Source organism: Chryseobacterium sp. NRRL B-14798 (assembly GCF_050470705.1).
Lineage (GTDB): Bacteria > Bacteroidota > Bacteroidia > Flavobacteriales > Weeksellaceae > Chryseobacterium > Chryseobacterium cupriresistens.
Genome location: NZ_JBFLUL010000005.1, coordinates 2,153,011 through 2,171,941, shown reverse-complemented (window position 1 = coordinate 2,171,941; position 18,931 = coordinate 2,153,011). Strand labels below are relative to the sequence as shown.

16 protein-coding genes are annotated in these 18,931 nt (G+C 34.3%); 2 read left to right on the top strand and 14 right to left on the bottom strand.

Annotated elements, in window-relative coordinates:
- Positions 1-75: 75 nt before the first annotated feature.
- From AB1278_RS10185 to AB1278_RS10145, 9 genes are all read right to left on the bottom strand, one after another.
- Positions 76-621, bottom strand: coding sequence for a peptidoglycan-binding protein LysM (locus tag AB1278_RS10185; protein ID WP_202838708.1), 546 nt, complete (start codon positions 619-621; stop codon positions 76-78).
- 85 nt (positions 622-706) lie between these two features.
- Positions 707-1,252 (bottom strand): peptidoglycan-binding protein LysM, encoded by a 546-nt coding sequence (locus AB1278_RS10180; protein ID WP_202838707.1) that lies wholly within the window; start codon positions 1,250-1,252, stop codon positions 707-709.
- Positions 1,253-1,586: 334 nt separating this feature from the next.
- Positions 1,587-2,132, bottom strand: coding sequence for a peptidoglycan-binding protein LysM (locus tag AB1278_RS10175; RefSeq protein WP_110011201.1), 546 nt, complete (start codon positions 2,130-2,132; stop codon positions 1,587-1,589).
- 199 nt (positions 2,133-2,331) lie between these two features.
- Positions 2,332-2,877, bottom strand: a complete 546-nt coding sequence (locus AB1278_RS10170) for a peptidoglycan-binding protein LysM (RefSeq protein ID WP_202838706.1) — start codon at positions 2,875-2,877, stop codon at positions 2,332-2,334.
- A gap of 203 nt (positions 2,878-3,080) precedes the next feature.
- Positions 3,081-3,623: a peptidoglycan-binding protein LysM gene (locus AB1278_RS10165; protein WP_429814131.1), complete on the bottom strand. Its 543-nt coding sequence runs from the start codon at positions 3,621-3,623 to the stop codon at positions 3,081-3,083.
- 337 nt (positions 3,624-3,960) lie between these two features.
- Positions 3,961-4,287 (bottom strand): helix-turn-helix domain-containing protein, encoded by a 327-nt coding sequence (locus AB1278_RS10160; RefSeq protein WP_202838704.1) that lies wholly within the window; start codon positions 4,285-4,287, stop codon positions 3,961-3,963.
- Positions 4,262-4,738, bottom strand: coding sequence for a transposase (locus tag AB1278_RS10155; RefSeq protein WP_343638729.1), 477 nt, complete (start codon positions 4,736-4,738; stop codon positions 4,262-4,264). Before AB1278_RS10155 ends, AB1278_RS10160 begins: the two co-directional genes overlap by 26 nt.
- A gap of 118 nt (positions 4,739-4,856) precedes the next feature.
- Positions 4,857-6,125, bottom strand: a complete 1,269-nt coding sequence (locus AB1278_RS10150; RefSeq protein WP_202838702.1) for a hypothetical protein — start codon at positions 6,123-6,125, stop codon at positions 4,857-4,859.
- Positions 6,126-6,214: 89 nt separating this feature from the next.
- Complete coding sequence (locus AB1278_RS10145; protein WP_429814126.1) at positions 6,215-6,781, bottom strand: hypothetical protein; 567 nt, start codon at positions 6,779-6,781, stop codon at positions 6,215-6,217.
- A gap of 687 nt (positions 6,782-7,468) precedes the next feature.
- Here AB1278_RS10145 and AB1278_RS10140 point away from each other — a divergent pair.
- Positions 7,469-8,413: a helix-turn-helix transcriptional regulator gene (locus tag AB1278_RS10140; RefSeq protein ID WP_227942423.1), complete on the top strand. Its 945-nt coding sequence runs from the start codon at positions 7,469-7,471 to the stop codon at positions 8,411-8,413.
- 148 nt (positions 8,414-8,561) lie between these two features.
- Complete coding sequence (locus tag AB1278_RS10135; RefSeq protein ID WP_429814123.1) at positions 8,562-8,744, top strand: hypothetical protein; 183 nt, start codon at positions 8,562-8,564, stop codon at positions 8,742-8,744.
- 353 nt (positions 8,745-9,097) lie between these two features.
- Here the strand turns inward: AB1278_RS10135 and AB1278_RS10130 are convergent, their stop codons facing one another.
- The 5 genes from AB1278_RS10130 to AB1278_RS10110 form a co-directional block, all read right to left on the bottom strand.
- Positions 9,098-9,271: a hypothetical protein gene (locus tag AB1278_RS10130; protein WP_411413007.1), complete on the bottom strand. Its 174-nt coding sequence runs from the start codon at positions 9,269-9,271 to the stop codon at positions 9,098-9,100.
- Entirely contained in the window at positions 9,272-9,451 is a 180-nt protein-coding gene (locus AB1278_RS10125; protein WP_411413006.1) for a hypothetical protein, read from the bottom strand.
- Between the two features lie 110 nt (positions 9,452-9,561).
- Entirely contained in the window at positions 9,562-11,055 is a 1,494-nt protein-coding gene (locus AB1278_RS10120; protein ID WP_411413005.1) for a hypothetical protein, read from the bottom strand.
- 2,388 nt (positions 11,056-13,443) lie between these two features.
- Positions 13,444-14,874 carry a hypothetical protein gene (locus AB1278_RS10115; protein WP_411413004.1) on the bottom strand — a complete coding sequence of 477 codons (1,431 nt, stop codon included), beginning with the start codon at positions 14,872-14,874 and terminating at the stop codon, positions 13,444-13,446.
- A gap of 158 nt (positions 14,875-15,032) precedes the next feature.
- Entirely contained in the window at positions 15,033-18,095 is a 3,063-nt protein-coding gene (locus AB1278_RS10110; RefSeq protein ID WP_429814118.1) for an amino acid adenylation domain-containing protein, read from the bottom strand.
- Positions 18,096-18,931 lie beyond the last annotated feature (836 nt).

The following is an 18,931-nucleotide window of genomic DNA, read 5'->3' as shown; positions in this document are numbered from 1 at the left end:
AAATAGTTTAATAATAAAAGATTCCCAAAACTACTGAAAACATAGCAAAAGGAACCTTTTAAACTAAAATTTTTATTATAAAGCAGTCGCGGTATACGTTACTGTTTGTATATAAGTTCCGGCCGGTTTACCTAAAATATCTGAAGATGATGATTTTGCTGCCGGGATGGTGTAGTCCAGATTCAGTGTTAAGGCACTTCCGAGAGGAGCATTGGATACTAAAGTTCTTTCTCCTGGGGATAAAACCACGTCGTTTTTTGTTCCGCCCATACTTCCGGAAGCTTCTGCAGCTTTGATTGTCAAAACATCCACTGGGATTGAGTTTGAACCATTGACGAAATTCGGTCCCCCTGCTTTTACCTTTACATTAAAGTTCTTTGTGGAAGTAACTTTTAAAGAGTTCGCTTTGGTAATTGTCTGATCAGAGTTATAGTCTGCTGCAGTAACATAGTTAAAGGAAACTATACCACCAATTGCTGTACTTCCTGCATCGATAGAGATGACATCATTCAGGGTAATGTTTACAGCTGTGGTTGCGGTTGTATTTTGAGCTTGCACATTGTTAGTTCCAAATAGGATTGCTCCCAAAGTTATGGCTGTGATTGTGATTAGTCTTGTCATGGCAGTAATACTTTATTGTTATTTTAATTTAATTGTTCTTTATGAACACGAAAAATCTACAGCGATGATAAAAGTTTCTTTTTTATTATAAAGCCGTCGCGGTATAAGTTACTGTTTGCGTATAAGTTCCGGCCGGCTTACCTAAAATATCAGAAGATGATGATTTTGCCGCTGGAATAGTATAGTCCAGGTTCAATGTTAAGGCACTTCCAAGAGGAGCGTTGGTAACTAAATTCTGATCCGTTGCAGATAAAACTACAGTATTTTTTGTTCCACCCATTGTTCCGGCTGCTGTAGCGGCTTTGATCGTCAGAACATTGACAGGAATTAAGTTGGTTCCATTCATAAAATTAGCGCCTCCTGCTTTTACTTTAACGTTAAAGTTCTTTGTGGAAGTAACTTTTAAAGAGTTCGCTTTAGTAATTGTCTGATCAGAGTTGTAGTCTGCTGCAGTAACATAGTTAAAATCTACCGTATTACCAATGGCTGTACTTCCTGCATCGATAGAGATCACATCGTTCAGGGTGATGTTTACGGTTGTAGTTGCGGTTGTATTTTGAGCTTGAACATTATTAGTTCCAAATAGGATTGCTCCAAAAGTTAAGGCTGTGATTGTAATTAGTTTTGTCATGGCAGTAATATTTTATTGTTATTTTTATTTAATTGTTATCTTTTGTATACTGCAAATTTATAGTGGTGCTAAAATTTTCTTTGTAGTGGAAAAAGGAAGTTCGTGTAGTAAAATCACTACAAGGTTTATTCATATGATAAATGAAAAAGCCCTCAAAACTTAGAAAATGTTGAGGGCATATATAAATTACTGCTATTTCTATTATAAAGCTGTCGTAATATAAATTACCGGATTTTGAATTTTAGCTATCTCGGTTCAATACATACAAAATCAAAGGCCCCCTGAGGAAGCCTTCGAAACACCAAATCACAAAATATTAATATGAAAAATTAATTTATAAAGCTGTTGCAGTATACGTTACTGTCTGCGTATAAGTTCCGGCCGGCTTACCTAAAATATCAGAAGATGATGATTTTGCCGCTGGAATAGTATAGTCCAGGTTCAATGTTAAGGCACTTCCAAGAGGAGCGTTGGTAACTAAATTCTGATCCGTTGCAGATAAAACTACAGTATTTTTTGTTCCACCCATTGTTCCGGCTGCTGTAGCGGCTTTGATCGTCAGAACATTGACAGGAATTAAGTTGGTTCCATTCATAAAATTAGCGCCTCCTGCTTTTACTTTAACGTTAAAGTTCTTTGTGGAAGTAACTTTTAAAGAGTTCGCTTTAGTAATTGTCTGATCAGAGTTATAGTCTGCTGCAGTAACATAGTTAAAATCTACCGTATTACCAATGGCTGTACTTCCTGCATCGATAGAGATCACATCGTTCAGGGTGATGTTTACGGTTGTAGTTGCGGTTGTATTTTGAGCTTGAACATTATTAGTTCCAAATATGATTGCTCCAAAAGTTAAGGCTGTGATTGTAATTAGTTTTGTCATGGCAGTAATATTTTATTGTTATTTTTATTTAATTATTATCTTTTGTATACTGCAAATTTATAGTGGTGCTAAAATTTTCTTTGTAGTGGAAAAAGGAAGTTCGTGTAGTAAAATCACTACAAAGTTTATTCACATGATAAATAGAAAACCCTCAGTACCTGGAAAGTGCTGAGGGCATATATATTGATGTGTTTTTTTATTATAAAGCCGTCGCGGTATAAGTTACTGTTTGAGTATAAGTTCCGGCCGGCTTACCTAAAATATCAGAAGATGATGATTTTGCCGCTGGAATAGTGTAATCCAGATTCAATGTTAAGGCACTTCCAAGAGGAGCGTTGGTAACTAAATTCTGATCCGTTGCAGATAAAACTACAGTATTTTTTGTTCCGCCCATGGTTCCGGCAGCTGTAGCGGCTTTGATTGTCAGAACATTGACAGGGATTAAATTCGTTCCATTCATAAAATTAGCCCCTCCTGCTTTTACTTTAACATTAAAATTCTTTGTGGAAGTAACTTTTAAAGAGTTGGCTTTAGTAATTGTCTGATCAGAGTTATAGTCTGCTGCAGTAACATAGTTAAAATCTACCGTATTACCAATGGCTGTACTTCCTGCGTCGATAGAGATCACATCATTCAGGGTGATGTTTACGGTTGTAGTTGCGGTTGTATTCTGAGCTTGAACATTATTAGTTCCCAGTATCATTGCTCCAAAAGTTAAGGCTGTGATTACGATTTGCTTTTTCATGATGGTAATATTTTATTGTTATTTTTTACTTAATTGTTATCTTTTGTATACTGCAAATTTATAGTGGTACTAAAAGTTTCTTTGTAGTGGAAAAAGGAAGTTCATGTAGTAAAATCACTACAAGGTTTATTCATATGATAAATGAGAAAGCCCTCGATACTTTTGTAGTATCGAGGGCTTTTCTATTTAAAATTGGTATTGATTTACAATGCAGTGGCAGTATAAGTTATTTTTTGTGTATAAGTTCCCTGTGGTTTTCCTAAAAGTACCTTGGAGGCATTTTCAGCAGAAATAGAGTAAGCAATATTTAAAGACTGCCTGGTACCTAAACTTGCATTACTTACCAGCACCTGATCATTTGGAGATAAAGTGACCTCATTCAGGGTTCCCACCATACTTCCCCCTGGTATTGCTTTTACCTGTAATATATCTACAGGAATGACATTTGCGCCACTTACAAAGTGTGCACCTTCAGATTTTACTTTTACATCAAAATTTTTAGAGGAAATAATGACTAAACTATTGGGAACGGTCACATTTTTTGATGAATTATAATCTTTTGTGTTCCCATAATTAAAATCTACAGCGCCTTCTGAAGCAGCAGAGCCAATATCCATTGCAATAACATCTGATAAAATAATATTGACTGATGTACTCACCTGCTCTGAATGTTGTGCCATAACCCGGTGGGTTCCTAAGGCGGTTGCTCCCAGAGACAACGCAACGATAAAGATTTGCTTTTTCATGATTAATAAATTTAGTGAGGTGTAATAATATTGTCATTCGGAATTCATTATAAAGCTAATAACATTATATGACATTACCAAGACTTTTTTCATTATTGAGTGTATTATATAAAGAATTTGCCATCTTAAAGCGGTATAAATAATTGATTATAAACTGCAAGTATACAAGACAAACATCAATTAATTTAATTAACAATCAGTGATTTTAAATTCGATTAAACACGTCAAAAAATAGAAAAGTCGGAAGATTTTTCTTCCGACCATCATTACCATAAAAGGACTCCTTATTTAATCTTTAGTACCTATTTGTTAACCAATCTGTTTGTTATAAAACATTTTATATTAAAAAACTCTTTTTCCATTTGGTTACTGTGTTTGGGCTTAATTTAAAGTGAATGGCGAGTTGAGTGTTATTAAGTTTATTTTTTTTCTGATAATCAAGCATTTTAAGTATATCCTTTTTCATAAATGAACGATGCTTCTGACTGGCAGCAAAAGTTTCCTTATCCGGAATCCCAAAAATTTTTTCATTAAGTTCCATAATATCCATAACGGATAAACTTTCTTTCTCTAATAATCGTTGACAGGAATCTCTTTTTTCCGGAAACTCTTTTACGATGATGTCATTATAAATTCTTTTATAATCGGGAACTATTTTTTCCATAAAATGTTTTATTTAAATTTATTTCGCTTTTATACTTATATATCCATTTATACAAAGTTGTTTTAGGAATTTTATAATACTCTATTACCGCAACCTTTGACATTTCTCCTGATTCTATCTGTCTCAGAATAAAATCAATGATTTCCCTTGTGTAAATATTTTTACGAAACTGAGGTAGGCCTGGCTTTTTATTCTGTCTATTTTCTATGCTTTTACCTGCTATGGATGGGGCATACAATATCAAATGCTGAGAATACAGCCTGAAAAAATCATATTCTAATAATTTACTCCATTTCAACAGGTTTTCTGTTTCTATACTTGAAGATTTGTACATTCCTTTTATTTCCTGTTCAGTACATTTCATAAAGCTACAGATACGGGATAGTTCTATCCCGCTTTCTGCAACTTCTTTTTCAATCAATGTCCCTATTGGAATCTCTTTAAAATTCATTAGTCCGTGTTTTTAGAATCTTGTAATTGAAGGGTATTTATAAACCGACAGACGGAATTCATCTGCCGGATACAATGAATTTAAGGTGAGCTCATCCGTTCTATTTTATCATTTCATATCAATAGGATGACATTCTTTGTGCTGTCATAAAGACACGTCGGATATTATTGCTGGGATCAGTATCATTTAAATTATCTACAGAAACAAAAACGATTACTCTATACCAGATTCCGTCAACAATTACATCTACCGTTTCTATCTCCTGAGAATTATCACTGGAGTTTGTAGCTGTTACAGGAGTAGAACTGCTATTCATATTGTCTCCCCAGTTAAGATAAATTCCATTATCCGTTTCCATATAACCTCCAGGCGCTAATAAAACGTTCGAGCGGCGGAAGCGGTCTACGCTCGATAATGCCGAATACCATACTTTAATATTAGAACTGGAGGCATTTACCAAACGTGGATTGTAGGTAACGGCTCCTGAACCCTGATTGGAACTTGCATTAAAATCAAGGTCCAATTTTAACTTTCCTCCTAAAATAGCATCATAAGTACCGCCAACCTGTGTGCTCAGCAATCCTATATACGTCGCCGGTAATGTATAAGTAAAGAACTGATACTCTCCAGGTGCAAGCACTTTCCCAACACCTACTGTTGCACTACAGCTCTGCCCTCCTATCGAAATGGGAAATGTTGTTGTATTGGGGCTGGATACTGTTGGTATTCCGGAAACAGTATAATTTAAAGTACCTGATCCTTGCGCAAAATTACCCTGAGGAAGTGTTGCCGTAAGACCATTTACAGGTCCTATTGTTTGTGGACCATATATTCCTGCATTGCCTCCTGAATAAGGAATCGACATGGTACCCTGATAAGGAGTTCCGGCGGTATAGGTAAGCGGGCTTAGTGTTACGTCAGTACATCTCAAACCGCTTATCGTTCCCGACTGTAACGAGCGCCCATCCAAAGGTCTCCATTGGGTTCCGTCCCAATAAACATATCCCTTAAAGGTAAAAGTAGACTGAGTTCCCAGATTGTAAACCAATAAGCCAACTGCAGGATTAGGTATTGTAGACGCATCATTATATACTGTTAAAGCTACTCGTGGACCTAAAAACCCTTTTTGGCTGCCCGATGCAAGCTGACTTACATTAAGCTCCAGAATAGCAGATGCGTCGGGAATTGCACCAATACCTGTAGATCCTGAATTGGTTACAATAAAATCATTGGCTAATTGTGCGGCCGTTGGAGTTCCTGTTACAGCATTGTTTTTACCACCATCGATATTGAATATCCCTTGTGGATTTTGCGTATTGATGCCTACTTGAGCGAAAGCTAATGTGCCAAACGCTAAGGCAAGAATTGTATAAAATTTATTTTTCATTTTGTTTGATAATTTGGAAAACGGAAAAGAGTCTTATGAGTACTCTTTTCCATAGTACTATATTTTGAATTTGTGTTCCTGTTATTTTGCTATAAAATGATTTTGAAAGAGGGAGGAGACCGAATTTGTAGTCCTGCCAGAAAAGCCCTTTCGTACACATCGGTTTTAAGAGATTGCTCTGGACAAAACTGTTTTTCGTACAGGATAAATATCTTATGCTTTCTATGTAATATTCCTTGTTTTTCTTTCAACATGTTGGTTATAATAATAGCAATATCTTCTGATTTTCCATAAAAAATGATAGTAGACTTACCATTTTCAGCTCTGGAGATTTTCTGTTCAGAAATCAATTTTAAAACTCTTTTTTGTTCTTTTTTATCTTTAGCTTTTTTTATAGTATTACTAAAAGAACTCTGCTGTGTTTTTGGTAAGTAAGAAGAAGAAAGTACAACAATCTTGATATTGGACATTTGCTGCAGGTTATGCACTTTAGTGTTGGCTTTAATATATAATGAAACCAGACTATCTTTTCTCTCTAACAAAGAAATAATAATACTGTCTTTAATATAGAGATCACAACTTTTTCCAATATATAATTGAGCATATATCTTACAAAAAGAGCAAAGCAAAAGAAGCATACCTGATGCCTTTGTCATATTGTAACTCTTATTCTTAAAATACATTTTCACCTCATTGGAATTGAGCTGTAAAATTGATCTTATTTTAAGCTTAAATAAAGAAATACCATACGCTACAGATACCTTATCAACACGGTAAAATATACGGCATAGATACCACCAAAAGAACAAAACACACTTAATTTTCTAATTTTCAATACATTACAATAAACAATAATAGATCATTTAATTAACAGCATTAAAAACCAGAAATTCCTGTGCTACGCAAATGGAAATCTGATAATATTACAATTACCATTAACCTTGTATGAAGTTCTGAGAACCAAAAAAACAACACAATGACAAACCATTTTCAAAACCTGATGCAGATAAAAAAACAGAAAACCAATAGTCTAAAAAATCCGTTGAGGATAAAGTATAAATGAAATTGTGTGAAGTGTCTACAAAAATATGACTATGACTTTTATTATGGTATTAAAAATGGCAGATGATATAGTTTACCTTTTTGTAGTAAAAAACATTCAGAGCATTTAAAACTACAATTTCTGACCAACTAATTTCAGTATTATGTACAGGCCGCTATAAAGATTTAACATTACTTAATCACTTGGTATATTTTAGCTTACATTTTTATGGAAAATTAATTTTACAGAAATAATTTTCAACTACAAATAAGTAGTATCTTTTAACAAATATTTATGACCAATGTTACGTAAAATTTGGAATTATATACAGAATCTGCATATTGATCCCACTGCTGACAGATTTGAACGTCTGGATGCCCAAATATTAAATTTATTCGCATTTTCTATAGGAATAGTTTTACTTGTAAGCGGATTCAGAGATTTGCTGTTTGGTTTTGAGGGCTATTTTTTGTTATTGTTTGTGCTAGGCAGTATTTTTCTTATTCTGTTCTTTTTTACTAAGGCCCGGCAAAATATCATGATATGCTTTATTGTTATAGAGCTTGCTATGCTATTGGTTTTCTTCTTTTCATCCACTTCAGGTTTTGAAAATGGCTTGTCATTATATTATTTTTTGCTGCTCATGACTTCCTTATTTATTTTTAACACAAAGAAAAAATTAAAGTATATTATAGCTGTTTTTGCTACGGCGTTTGTTTTATTTCTCATAAGCCATTATTATGATTTTAGAATATTCAGGATTAAAAATGCCGGAAATTTAGAATTTTCAAGAAATCAGAGACTTTTTACTTTTTTACAAGTATTTATATGGTTTGCAATTTTCGGATATTTTATTCTGCTAAAACATTTTACTGTTTTGGAGCTGTACAGAAAAGTCCTTCGTAGCCAGAATATAATTGCTAATATACGTACGAGGCTGGATAAGAAAGACGATATAGATTTAGAAAACCTTGTAAAAATGGCTATGAATGATGACATCGCGTTCATACCAAAAATAAAACAATCATTTCCCGGATTATATGAAAACCTCATGCATGTAAATCCGGAAATTACATCAGAAGAGTTTAAACTATGTGCTCTTCTCAAGCTGAATTTCACTACAAAAGATATTGCGGAATACAATCATATTTCAATACGTACAGTTCAGTCAAGGAAAAGCAGGCTGAGGAAATCATTTGGAATCTCTTCTGATACAGATCTTTACAAATGGATAGATACTTTCTAATTTCCCTTATTCTAGCAGTAGCTGTTTATTAGAAATCAATAAAAGCTCAAAAAGAATTTTCTACACTTTTGAAAAAATTGGAATATCGTGGCTTTCTCATATTGAGAATGAGTTCACCCAAAGATCGATGGAGCCTGATAGCTTAGAAATGGAATTGCAAAATCAGAAGATGCCAAGAAAAGACCTGGAAATAAAACATTGGGTTGAAAAAGTTTTAGAAGTGATACCGAATCCATCAAAGCTATACTCAGAAGGAAATACAGAAACAAAACAGTCTATTTTAGCGGAAAAACTTGAGTTTGAAGAAAATGCGTTTCGGACACCAAATTAAATTTTGCACTACCCTATATCTTTAACAATAGTTTGCAAACAAAAAAAAGACGGACAAAACATAAAAAAAATGTCTTGTCCGTCCGAGTGACCGCCGAGGTGCATTTTCCGAACACTTTTATAGAAGATTTGAACAAAATAGCTGAGCTTGAGTCGTTAAATTTCAAAATTCATATTTGATTATTTTAATCTACCACTTTGGAACTATCAATTTTAGCTATGAACCTTCCATTGCCTTCTATCTCATGAAAGTTCAATCCCCTTGTTACAGCTTTAAAATCTGCTTGAGAGTTTTGAAACGAGGCAAAGACAATACTTTGTGCTTCTTGCTGCAAAGACAGCTCTCTTAAGAACTCATGAAAATCTTTTTAACAAAAGCGGGTGACTCCCATCTTTAGCATAGGAAGTCTCTAAAAGTGCGATATAATAAGCCCACATGGCGCGAATATGATCACTTCCGGAAGAATCAAACCGTAAGTCATAATATTTCAGTCTTCCATTTGGAAGGGCTACTTCTATTATTGGCATTTACTTATCACGGGATATGCGAATAGCGCTTTTATCTTTACTTTGATAGTTGAAATGTGTTAATAAAGTAACGAAACAATTTTCCAGCAATTGAATCTTTTCATCATCCTGTTTCGTAAAGAAATCTTCTCCTAAATTTGATTCTAAGCCTTTTAAATTGTCCCAATCATCTGATAGCATTTTGAGGCGATTTTTTAAACCCACTGTAGTTTCTACAAGCGCTTCATAAACTATAATTAATTTTTTCAGATTGATCTTTAAATATCAGGCTTTTCAACAAAACATAACTGTTATTTAATGGTTACAGCCATATTAGGAACTACAATATCGCCTGTTAAACCTGTATAACGTTGTGCAAATATTTCAACGTAATCATTCGTGGATAGTTCAGTTGTGCCATTAATGGGCAATACCACAATATCATTTAAAGCAGCTCCACGTCCATATACTTTATACTGACTGATGGCTGTTCCGTTTTTTGCAATATAAATGATATAAGTACCGGCTGCAGGTACCTGGAACGATACAGAACCCGTGACCTGAAAAATTCTTTTCTTTTTACCCACATACTTCAACCTGTTAGGAACCCCATCCGTAGTAAATCTGAACAGGTTTGATGAGGTGGAAACAGATGTTGAAGTGCCAATTTTTACAATATTACTTGGATTGGAGCTGTTAAAACTTACCCCAATACCGGTTCCTACTGGATAATCAACTGAAAAGTCACCAACAGCATTGGTGTCTGCTTCAGTTGGAAGACCTGCTGCCCTGACGGTCCAACTGTTATTAAAATTGTATCCTGAATACGTCCCAGTAGTATAAGGCTTGACATATCCAGCTGTATTGGTTCCTGTAAATACAACGGATTCCATCACCGCATCTCCTGTAATGGTAAGCCCGCTTGTTGAAACATCAAAACCGATGGCTGAGCCATTGACCTGGCTGAACCCGCCCTGTTTTTCAACCGATGTAAAGGTTCCCGTAAGCTTTTCGTAGGTGCCGGAATTATTAGCTGCCCATCCCATATTACTGAGCAGGAGCTGCCCAATATTATTGTAGGTAATACCATTGGTGTTTCCGGTAAATTGGATAATACTGAGAAACACCAGTCCAAGCCCAGAAATGGTTCCCACACTGCTTGAGTTTGCGACTACACTATCCCTGAAGATAAGGTTCTGGGCAGTTGTACCTGAAATATTAAAAACATTTCCTGATGGTGCACTTAGAGTAACACTCTTTATACTCCCACCTGTTGATCCTTCAAAAATATTTCCGTTGGCTCTGACAATAATATCATTATTGGTATCAAGCCCATGTATATAAGCATTATTAATTTCTATGGGTCTGTCAAACACTACCTGTCCATTGATTTCATACAATGTATCTGCATTTAAAAGGTACCTTGTTCCACCTCCTGCATTTAGTTCTGTTGCCAGCACTGTAGCTAAAACATCTGTAGACTTTATTCGCTTAAAATTAAGTCTTTCAGAAACATTACTTCCTACGGGGAACCATGCTGCCGTATTGGAAGTATAATAGTAAAGCTGTTTGAAATTAGTATCGTACACGATGAGTCCATCAGCAGGTGAAGCAATAGCGATCCGCTGGGCTGTTGTCAGACGTGGAGCTAGCAGCCCTCGGGTTGTGGAATTGAGATCTAAAATAGAGCTGGGATGAGGAGTAGTTGTATTTATCCCTACCTGTGCTCTCATTGAAAATGAAATAAGAAAAGCCATCAACAACATAAAAAGCTTTCCTGTAAAAGAATTTTTTTTTGTTTTCATATTAAAAGATTTAGGTGGTTTGATAAGGTAATTTTATGTCTCGGGTAAGCAGTAAGTCAGAAAAACACTAATCAGCGTTTTCCGGTGGTCTCAGAGTAAAAATGATTCAGTAATAAAAAAATCTACAGTACTGTATATTTTTCGTAAAAAGGAGTAATTCTTGTTCTGACAATAATTAAAGAAACCAGGTTATCGGATATCAGACAGGATATGGTCATTGTTTTATACCATTTATAGATCATAACAGTAATCCACCTGCCTTTATCAATGAGCCTGTACATCTTTTTTTTAAAGTACATGATAACAATGTCCTTCCTCTTGCCTTTTAGTGAAAATAAGTCTATCATAATATTTTGTAATTTTTAGTTTAACAATTTTTATGGTTTCCTTATTTCATGGATAGTTTTATTATTCCAAATGTCGTGAAATAAATTAATCTCTATTATGACGGTGATCATAAAAAGAACTAGTTAGTCTTTTTTTATTAATCTATGTAGGATTGTGTTTATTAATTACGTCAGCATAAAGGCAAAAATCATGGAGTTCCAAATCAAGATTCGACATGAGTTAGGCACATACTTGTTATATTAACCTGGATTAATGCTATTTTTAATATGGTAGGTCAAAAAGTACATATCTCAAAATGCTGCTTTTTGCCTTCAAACTCACCAATCATTTATGCTTAGGAGGATGGATTTCTTACCAGACAATTCCTCCTAATTTCATTCCTTTCACTGACGTGGATATCTTGATTATTTAGAACATATCCACATCAATTTTAGTTCAACAAAGCAAAACCCTTTATACTACGGAACTTGACGTATTAAAAAGTAATCCACCAAAAGTAATAAAATAAAAAAACCTTTTGGGACATTAGGAGGTTGAATATATCTTCATCCGATATTGAAGTAATTGAACACTTAAATATATACCTTTAAAAATGAGAGTCAACTACAGATTTATTAGTTCATAAATAATCCACAATACTCACAAAAATAAAAAAACTCCATTAAAAAATGAAGTTTAAAGTGTGTGATTAAGTATAGATAAATGATGTGGTGTCTTATGTCTTTTGTTTCAAAATCTGCATTAACACTAACAAGGCACATACCAAAATCTTCACTATTTAATGAAAATAACGCTTTTGTGGTATGAAATAAAAAATTAGCTTACAAATATCCTAAATTGCAAGAAGTTTCATCTCAACAAAAAATCCCCGGATCTCTCCGAGGATAAAACTAATAACCATGAAAACTCAACTAATGAGTTGTATTTTAATATACGATCAAATTTACGGTATGGATTTATTAAATAAATAAAAACCTCCCGGACAGCAGGAGGTATAAAAACTTATGTTAAAATTTATTTATTAACAGTACAAATTTAATAACTCTCTTTCAATTGATTTATGACTCAGCTCATAAAGAAACTCCCAGAGCAAAAGGAGGTTAAGAAGTGCTTTTGTAAAATACTGGTTTAATAAACCCTTTTTTGCGGATGGGCTCATTTTTTTCACCAAAAACCTTCATTTTTTTATGTTTTGCAAGAAATTTTATTATATTTGATTAAAGTCTGTTATGAAAGCCGACTACTTAATCATGCAACCTCTCCTATTGAGAGGTTTTCTTTTTCTTTGGATCATTATTGAAAAAACCTCCCGCAGGAGGTCCTTCTGTTAAATCAGTAGAAACTTGCATAATTCAAGTAATACAAATATAAAAAATCCCCAGCATAGCTAGGGATAAAAAACATTCTGTACTTGTCTCTTAATAAAACTTTGTAAATATACGGTGAGGCTGTAGTAATAACTCTACGGGAAACCGTAAATGGTAGTCTCCGGCAAATACATCCCTAAAGTTCCGTCTGGTTTTACTACAAGAGGAGATAAATTTGCTGAAATAACAGGGAGATTCTCGTAACGTACACTGCCATTAGTATATAGTTTTGTTGTAGGAGCCACCACATTAACACCAACATTCCATTATCAAGAATTATCAGGAGTTCTGTTCCGTTAGAATTACTTAGTTGTATTTGTATTGCCCTTTGATCTAACCTCCAGCATGGCAGAGGGATTTACTTCATTAAGCCAACTTGCACAAACGCAGGAGATGCCGTTAATAAATAAAGAATTATTATATTTTTTTCATTTGAGAAAGATTTTTATTTAGTTGTTGAGAGAATTAAAAATATTTTGTGATTTTATTGATCCGCAATATCTGATTGTATTCCTTGAAATAAGATAAGACAATTAGTAATGATACAATGAGGTACAACATTGTCAGAAAATGTAATTTGTTGATACGGAAGGTAACACATGCCTTTGTACCACTCTTGACAATTATACAATTGATTACAGTAATAGATTGTAAATTTTATTAAATAGGAATATCAATATTTTGTGATCCATTTATTAAAATCCGATTCAGAAGAAATACCCAGTTTTTTCTTTAAACGGTATTTTTTTGATTCTACAGTTCTTATAGACAGATGCGCATACTCCGCGATCTCTTTATTGGAAAAATTTAATTTTATATAAGCACAAAACAGAATATCATTCGCGGTAAGAGCAGGATTTTCTTTTGTCAAATTATCATAAAAGTCTGAATAAGCTTCCCTAAATTTATGGATAAAAGACGGGTCTGATTTTATAGCAAGCTGAACGACTTCCTCATAAAGGTTTTCAAGTTTTCTTCTGAGAATGTCAGTTTCATGTTTTTTGTCATTTAGCATTTTATCTTGCTTTTTATATCTTACTTTATGAACATTATCAATGATCAAAATAATGACTGTGCTCACTAAAATAATACTTGCGAAACCATAATAGAAATTCTTACTGCTGGCTGTAAAATCTTCTTCCTGACTTGCCAATATATCTTCTACAGATGTATTTAAAGCTACCTTTTCACCTTCCCGCAAGCTGTCATTTAACCGAGAATATTTTGCCAGATATTCATTTTCTTTTTGCAGATTGTTGAGACGTTTGTACACTATTGCCAAAAGCTTATACGTTTCTAAAGTCCTTTTTCGGAGTCCTGCCCCATGCGTAATAGCTAATGATTCCAATAAATACTGCAACGATTTATTGTATTCTTTTTTTTCTATATTAAGCCTTCCATAAGCTCTTAGCACATTAGCTTTTCCCTCCACAGGAATTTTTTTTATCAATAACAAATGGTTAGCCTTATTGATATAATACTCTGCAGAATCGATATTATTGTTTTTGAAATGTCTATTTGCAATAGTTATATAAAGCATCGGCATTGGTGACTTCATACATTTTCGTTCATTACTGTAAACTGAGTCTACCAACCCTAAAAAACCAAAACAAGAACGTTTCCAATCATAAACAGAGTATTGTATTCTCTGCTTTTCTTTTTCATGCGAAATTCTTTTGGCTGCTTCCAAAGCTTTATTAAACCTTTGCAATGCTCTTTTATGTAGCCCGAGGGAAAAATAGTTTACTCCATACACATGATTCATCTGAGCCTCAAGTCCCGCGTCATTATAGTTCGTGAGCTTTTTTCGGGCGATATCCAGAAATTGTAAACTTTCTTTGTTCCTATTTATACCGCTGAGTGCATGGGCAATATTGATATACCCTTTTATTTCACCTGGTATATAGCCTAGTTTTTTACATTTAATAATCAGTTTTTTTTCTGCTAAAATGATGCTGTTAAAATCACCTTTGTTAAGCCATTTATTATGTATTTCCTTCCGCAGACTATCGACTTCCCATGTTGCAGATCTGCCACTGCTCAACACTCCTAAGAAAAGAAGCAGACAAAAAGCTGCTTTTCCCAAAAAATATTTGATGTTCATAGTTTCGCTTTTTAGTACCTATTACTAAATACTATTAACTGTATCAAGACTTTATAAAAGCAATATTACTACTAGCTTTGAATTTATTTTCATATTTTTTACCACTTATAAAGTGGCTATTACAGAAAATCAGTAATAGCCATCTTTTATTGAAAACATTAAATCATTTTCATAAACCTTAGATAGGCTTCAATTACATTTTTATTAAAAACCGCAGGCCTGATATCTGTGTCTTTTAGAAAGTGTTCTGTATTGCTGCTTTTAAAATAATAAGTATTTTCATAGGCCTCAACAAGGGATTTACCTTCATGCACATCATCGGTAAACAAATAAAGCAAAGAGTAAATTGGCAGTTCCTGATTTCTCCTCCATTGCTCAAACCAATTTCGGAAATCCAAACCTCGCATTTCCAATCCACAATAATCACTAATTCGAACGCAAAAATCGGTAAGAGATAAATCATGCTCCGGTAGTGGATTCAGATTGAAATTTAGCCCTAGAGCTTCCGGTTTTCGGCTGATATGTGCCATCGCTTTACAAACGTAATCAACTGTTACTACTTCATCTTTTAGACCCATGACCAATGGAAATGCTTTCAGCTCAATACATGAGCGCATCAGAGAACTCCACCATTGATTTAAAGGTGTTGCGCCAGTTTTTCCATGACATACAACAAAACCTAAACGGAAATTGATCAATGGCAGCCCTTTTTCACGCGCTTTTGAGGCCATACTTTCCATTACCCATTTACTTCGGATATACCCCATATCACGACAAACCGCAGGCAGATTCTGTTCAATAGGCTCATCTTCTGTCATCCAGGTTTTCCCTGTAAAGCTTCTTCCCCAGCTATACACACCCATTGAAGAAGAAATGATCAAAAATTTAGTTTTATCATTAACAGCAAGATGAAGTATATTTGCCATTCCATCAACATTAGGCTTTTTAATATATTCATATGGTTTTACATAACTTACATCGCTTGCCATATGATAAATAACCTCAATATCTTTTAGTAGTTTTTCATATGTATTTTCGTCAGTCCCTAACTTAGGCTCGGTCAGATCTCCTAAAATAATCTTTATTCTATTTTCATATTCAATATGCCAAACCAATTTGAATTTTAAAAATGTACTTTTAATGCGTTCTAAAGCTAACTCTTCATTTTCGGCACGCACAAGACAATAGATCAGGGCTTCAGGATTTTTTGGAATAAGCTCTTCCAATAAGTGTGAACCAACAAAACCTGTAACTCCTGTAAGAAAAATATGACGGGGATTAGCTAAAATCTGTGGGTCAGGTTGTACTGTTATTTCAAAATCAAAAGGTAGTTCCGCATCTTTTAATAGCTGCTCCTCTACAAATCGGGCTTTCTGCTGTTGACTGGCTTCATTTTGATACAATCTGTTTTCTGCTTCGGTTACAAAAAGATTGATTGTAGGATAACGATATAATTCTGGAAGCGAAACTTTTTTCTGCACATTTAAAGGCAAGCGCTCATGCAGTTGAGCTAACATTAAAGAATGTCCCCCAAGATCAAAAAAGTTGTCGTTTTCATCTATGTGCTCAAGATTCAGCAAGTCCATCCATATTTCAGTCAATTCTTGTTTAAGATCCTCTGCCTCAACTTTTGCTTTTGCTTTTCTCTCAGTCTTCTGTAATGGGATATGCAACTTGCTTTTGTCTATTTTTCCTGTCAATGTCAAAGGAAGTTTATCGTATAAAATAACTTTTTCAGGAAGCATATAGGTAGGTAAACTCTGTTTTAACCTCGCGCGGATGTCTTCCAGTGAAATCCGTTCTTTGTCATTATCGTACAATTCTAAAAATGCAATAAGTATTGGTAATCCCGTCTGTGGACGATGAACTTTTACTGCTACATTAGCAACTTGTGTCAGCTGTGCTATATGATGTTCAATTTCTTTCAATTCAATTCTGAATCCCCTTAATTTCACCTGATCGTCAAGCCTTCCGACAAACTCTATATTACCGTCTTGCCGCCAAAATCCGCGGTCCCCTGATTTATAAAGTCGATAATCAGATCCATATTTTGATTTCATCCATACCGGAGCTTCAATAAAGACTTCTGCTGTCTCATTAGGTTTATTTATATACCCTTTAGCCACTTGCTTACCGCCAATATAAATTTCACCTGTGATCCCACTATTTACATACTCAAGATCCTTATTAAGGATATGTATATCTGCACTATCCAGTGGCTTACCAATTATATGGGGATTTGTATCATCATCTTTAAACTGATGGCTCACAACACTTACGGTTGTTTCTGTTGGTCCATATACATTAATAAGACGTACACGTTTACACCAGTTCTTAATGGTCTGCTCAGAAGGAACTTCTCCGGCTATTGATAATGTATGAAGGCTGCCAATAGGAACATCTGTCGGAAGAGTGCTCAATACAGCCGGAGGAAGGTAAGGAACAACATCTATATTATGATCGACAATAAAATCCAATAATGGTTTTCCTATTATTTTATTATCAGGATATAAAAATATAGTGGCTCCGCTAAATAAAGGAATCCACATATCGATGATCGAAACATCAAAGCCGGTTGAACTAAACTGAAGCGTTCTATCTTTCGCGGAAAATCCCCAAAGATTGGTAAACGAATGTACAAAAGTGTAAAATGCTTCATGATGGATTTCAACGCCTTTTGGCACTCCGGTACTACCTGAAGTATAGATAATATATGCCGTCTGCATAGGATCTATCTGATCAGGTTGTATCAACTGTTTATTGTACTCCAAGGCTTCATACACACGGTTATCCATTGTGAGGAGTTTAAGATCCATTCCAGCAAACTTATCGATATAAGTACTACCCGTAATAATCAGTTCTGTTTGAGCATTATCAAGCATCATTTTCATTCGGCTTTCGGGCAGCTGTCCATCCAAAGGAATATAGGCGGCGCCAATTTTAAGTACAGCCAAAAAGGATATAATCCGGTCTACAGATTGTGGCATGCATACCGCCACAGAGGTTCCTGCCTTCAGTTCCAAAGTTTGCAAGTAGGAAGCTAAAAGGTCAGAACGTCTGTCCAACGCACCATAAGAGATACTTTCGGTTTCAGATATTATAGCTGTTTTGTTAGGAAGGGATTTACTTACAGCTTTAAAAATTGAAATTACATTTTTAAAATCATTGTTCTGAATGAGAAAATCAGTAGAAAGATTTTCTTGATTGATTTGGTGTTTCATTTGTTTAAGTTTTTGGGTTACTAAAATATTTTTGAATATTAATGGGAAGTTCAGTCATCTGTCTCTCTAAATTAGGATTGGGAGAAAATCATAAAGTGGATTGCGCCTAACTAATAAATATTTATCAGACGATATTCCCTCCGAAAATTGTTATAGTTACCTATTGATTTATCAGTACTCATATGAAGCAAATATAATATGAGGCACTATTTAAACAATATGGCCTAAATCATACTCTACTATACTTTCTTTTTTTTCAATCATAAACTCAATTTATTACAAAATATAAAATACATCAATATCAAAACTCAAACATATTTCAAGCTCTTTGGTTCAAATAAGTTAAGGTGTCTTTATCCGATGTGAAGATTATTAGATTGTGATTGAATTGCCACCATTTTTCTTACTAGTTCTGATTCCGGGTTCAATTCGTAAACTGTAATGGATGTCACTTATTTTCTGGTTAAATAAGCCTCAAATGATAGGAATCGAAAATCTATTTTACCATCCCAAAATAATGGCATCAACTGTATTTAGTTGACGCCATTTGGCAAATTTGCAACCTTGACCAGAGCTAGACAAAACCTTTGCCTATGATTATTCATTTAAGTCAAATTAAACAGGAATTACAAAGCTCATTTTCATCAAGTAATTCTCTATAAAATGAAACTTCTTACAATTTAATTTTATAATTTAAAACTCAAAAGCTTAGTATGACGAACAGACCATTTTCATTTTTATTTTATTGGCTAATCAGTTCGCTACACACCATCTGACCCTCTGCAAAAAATATAAAAAGAACCCGCTGTCGCTCTGTATTTTTTTCTGCATTTGTT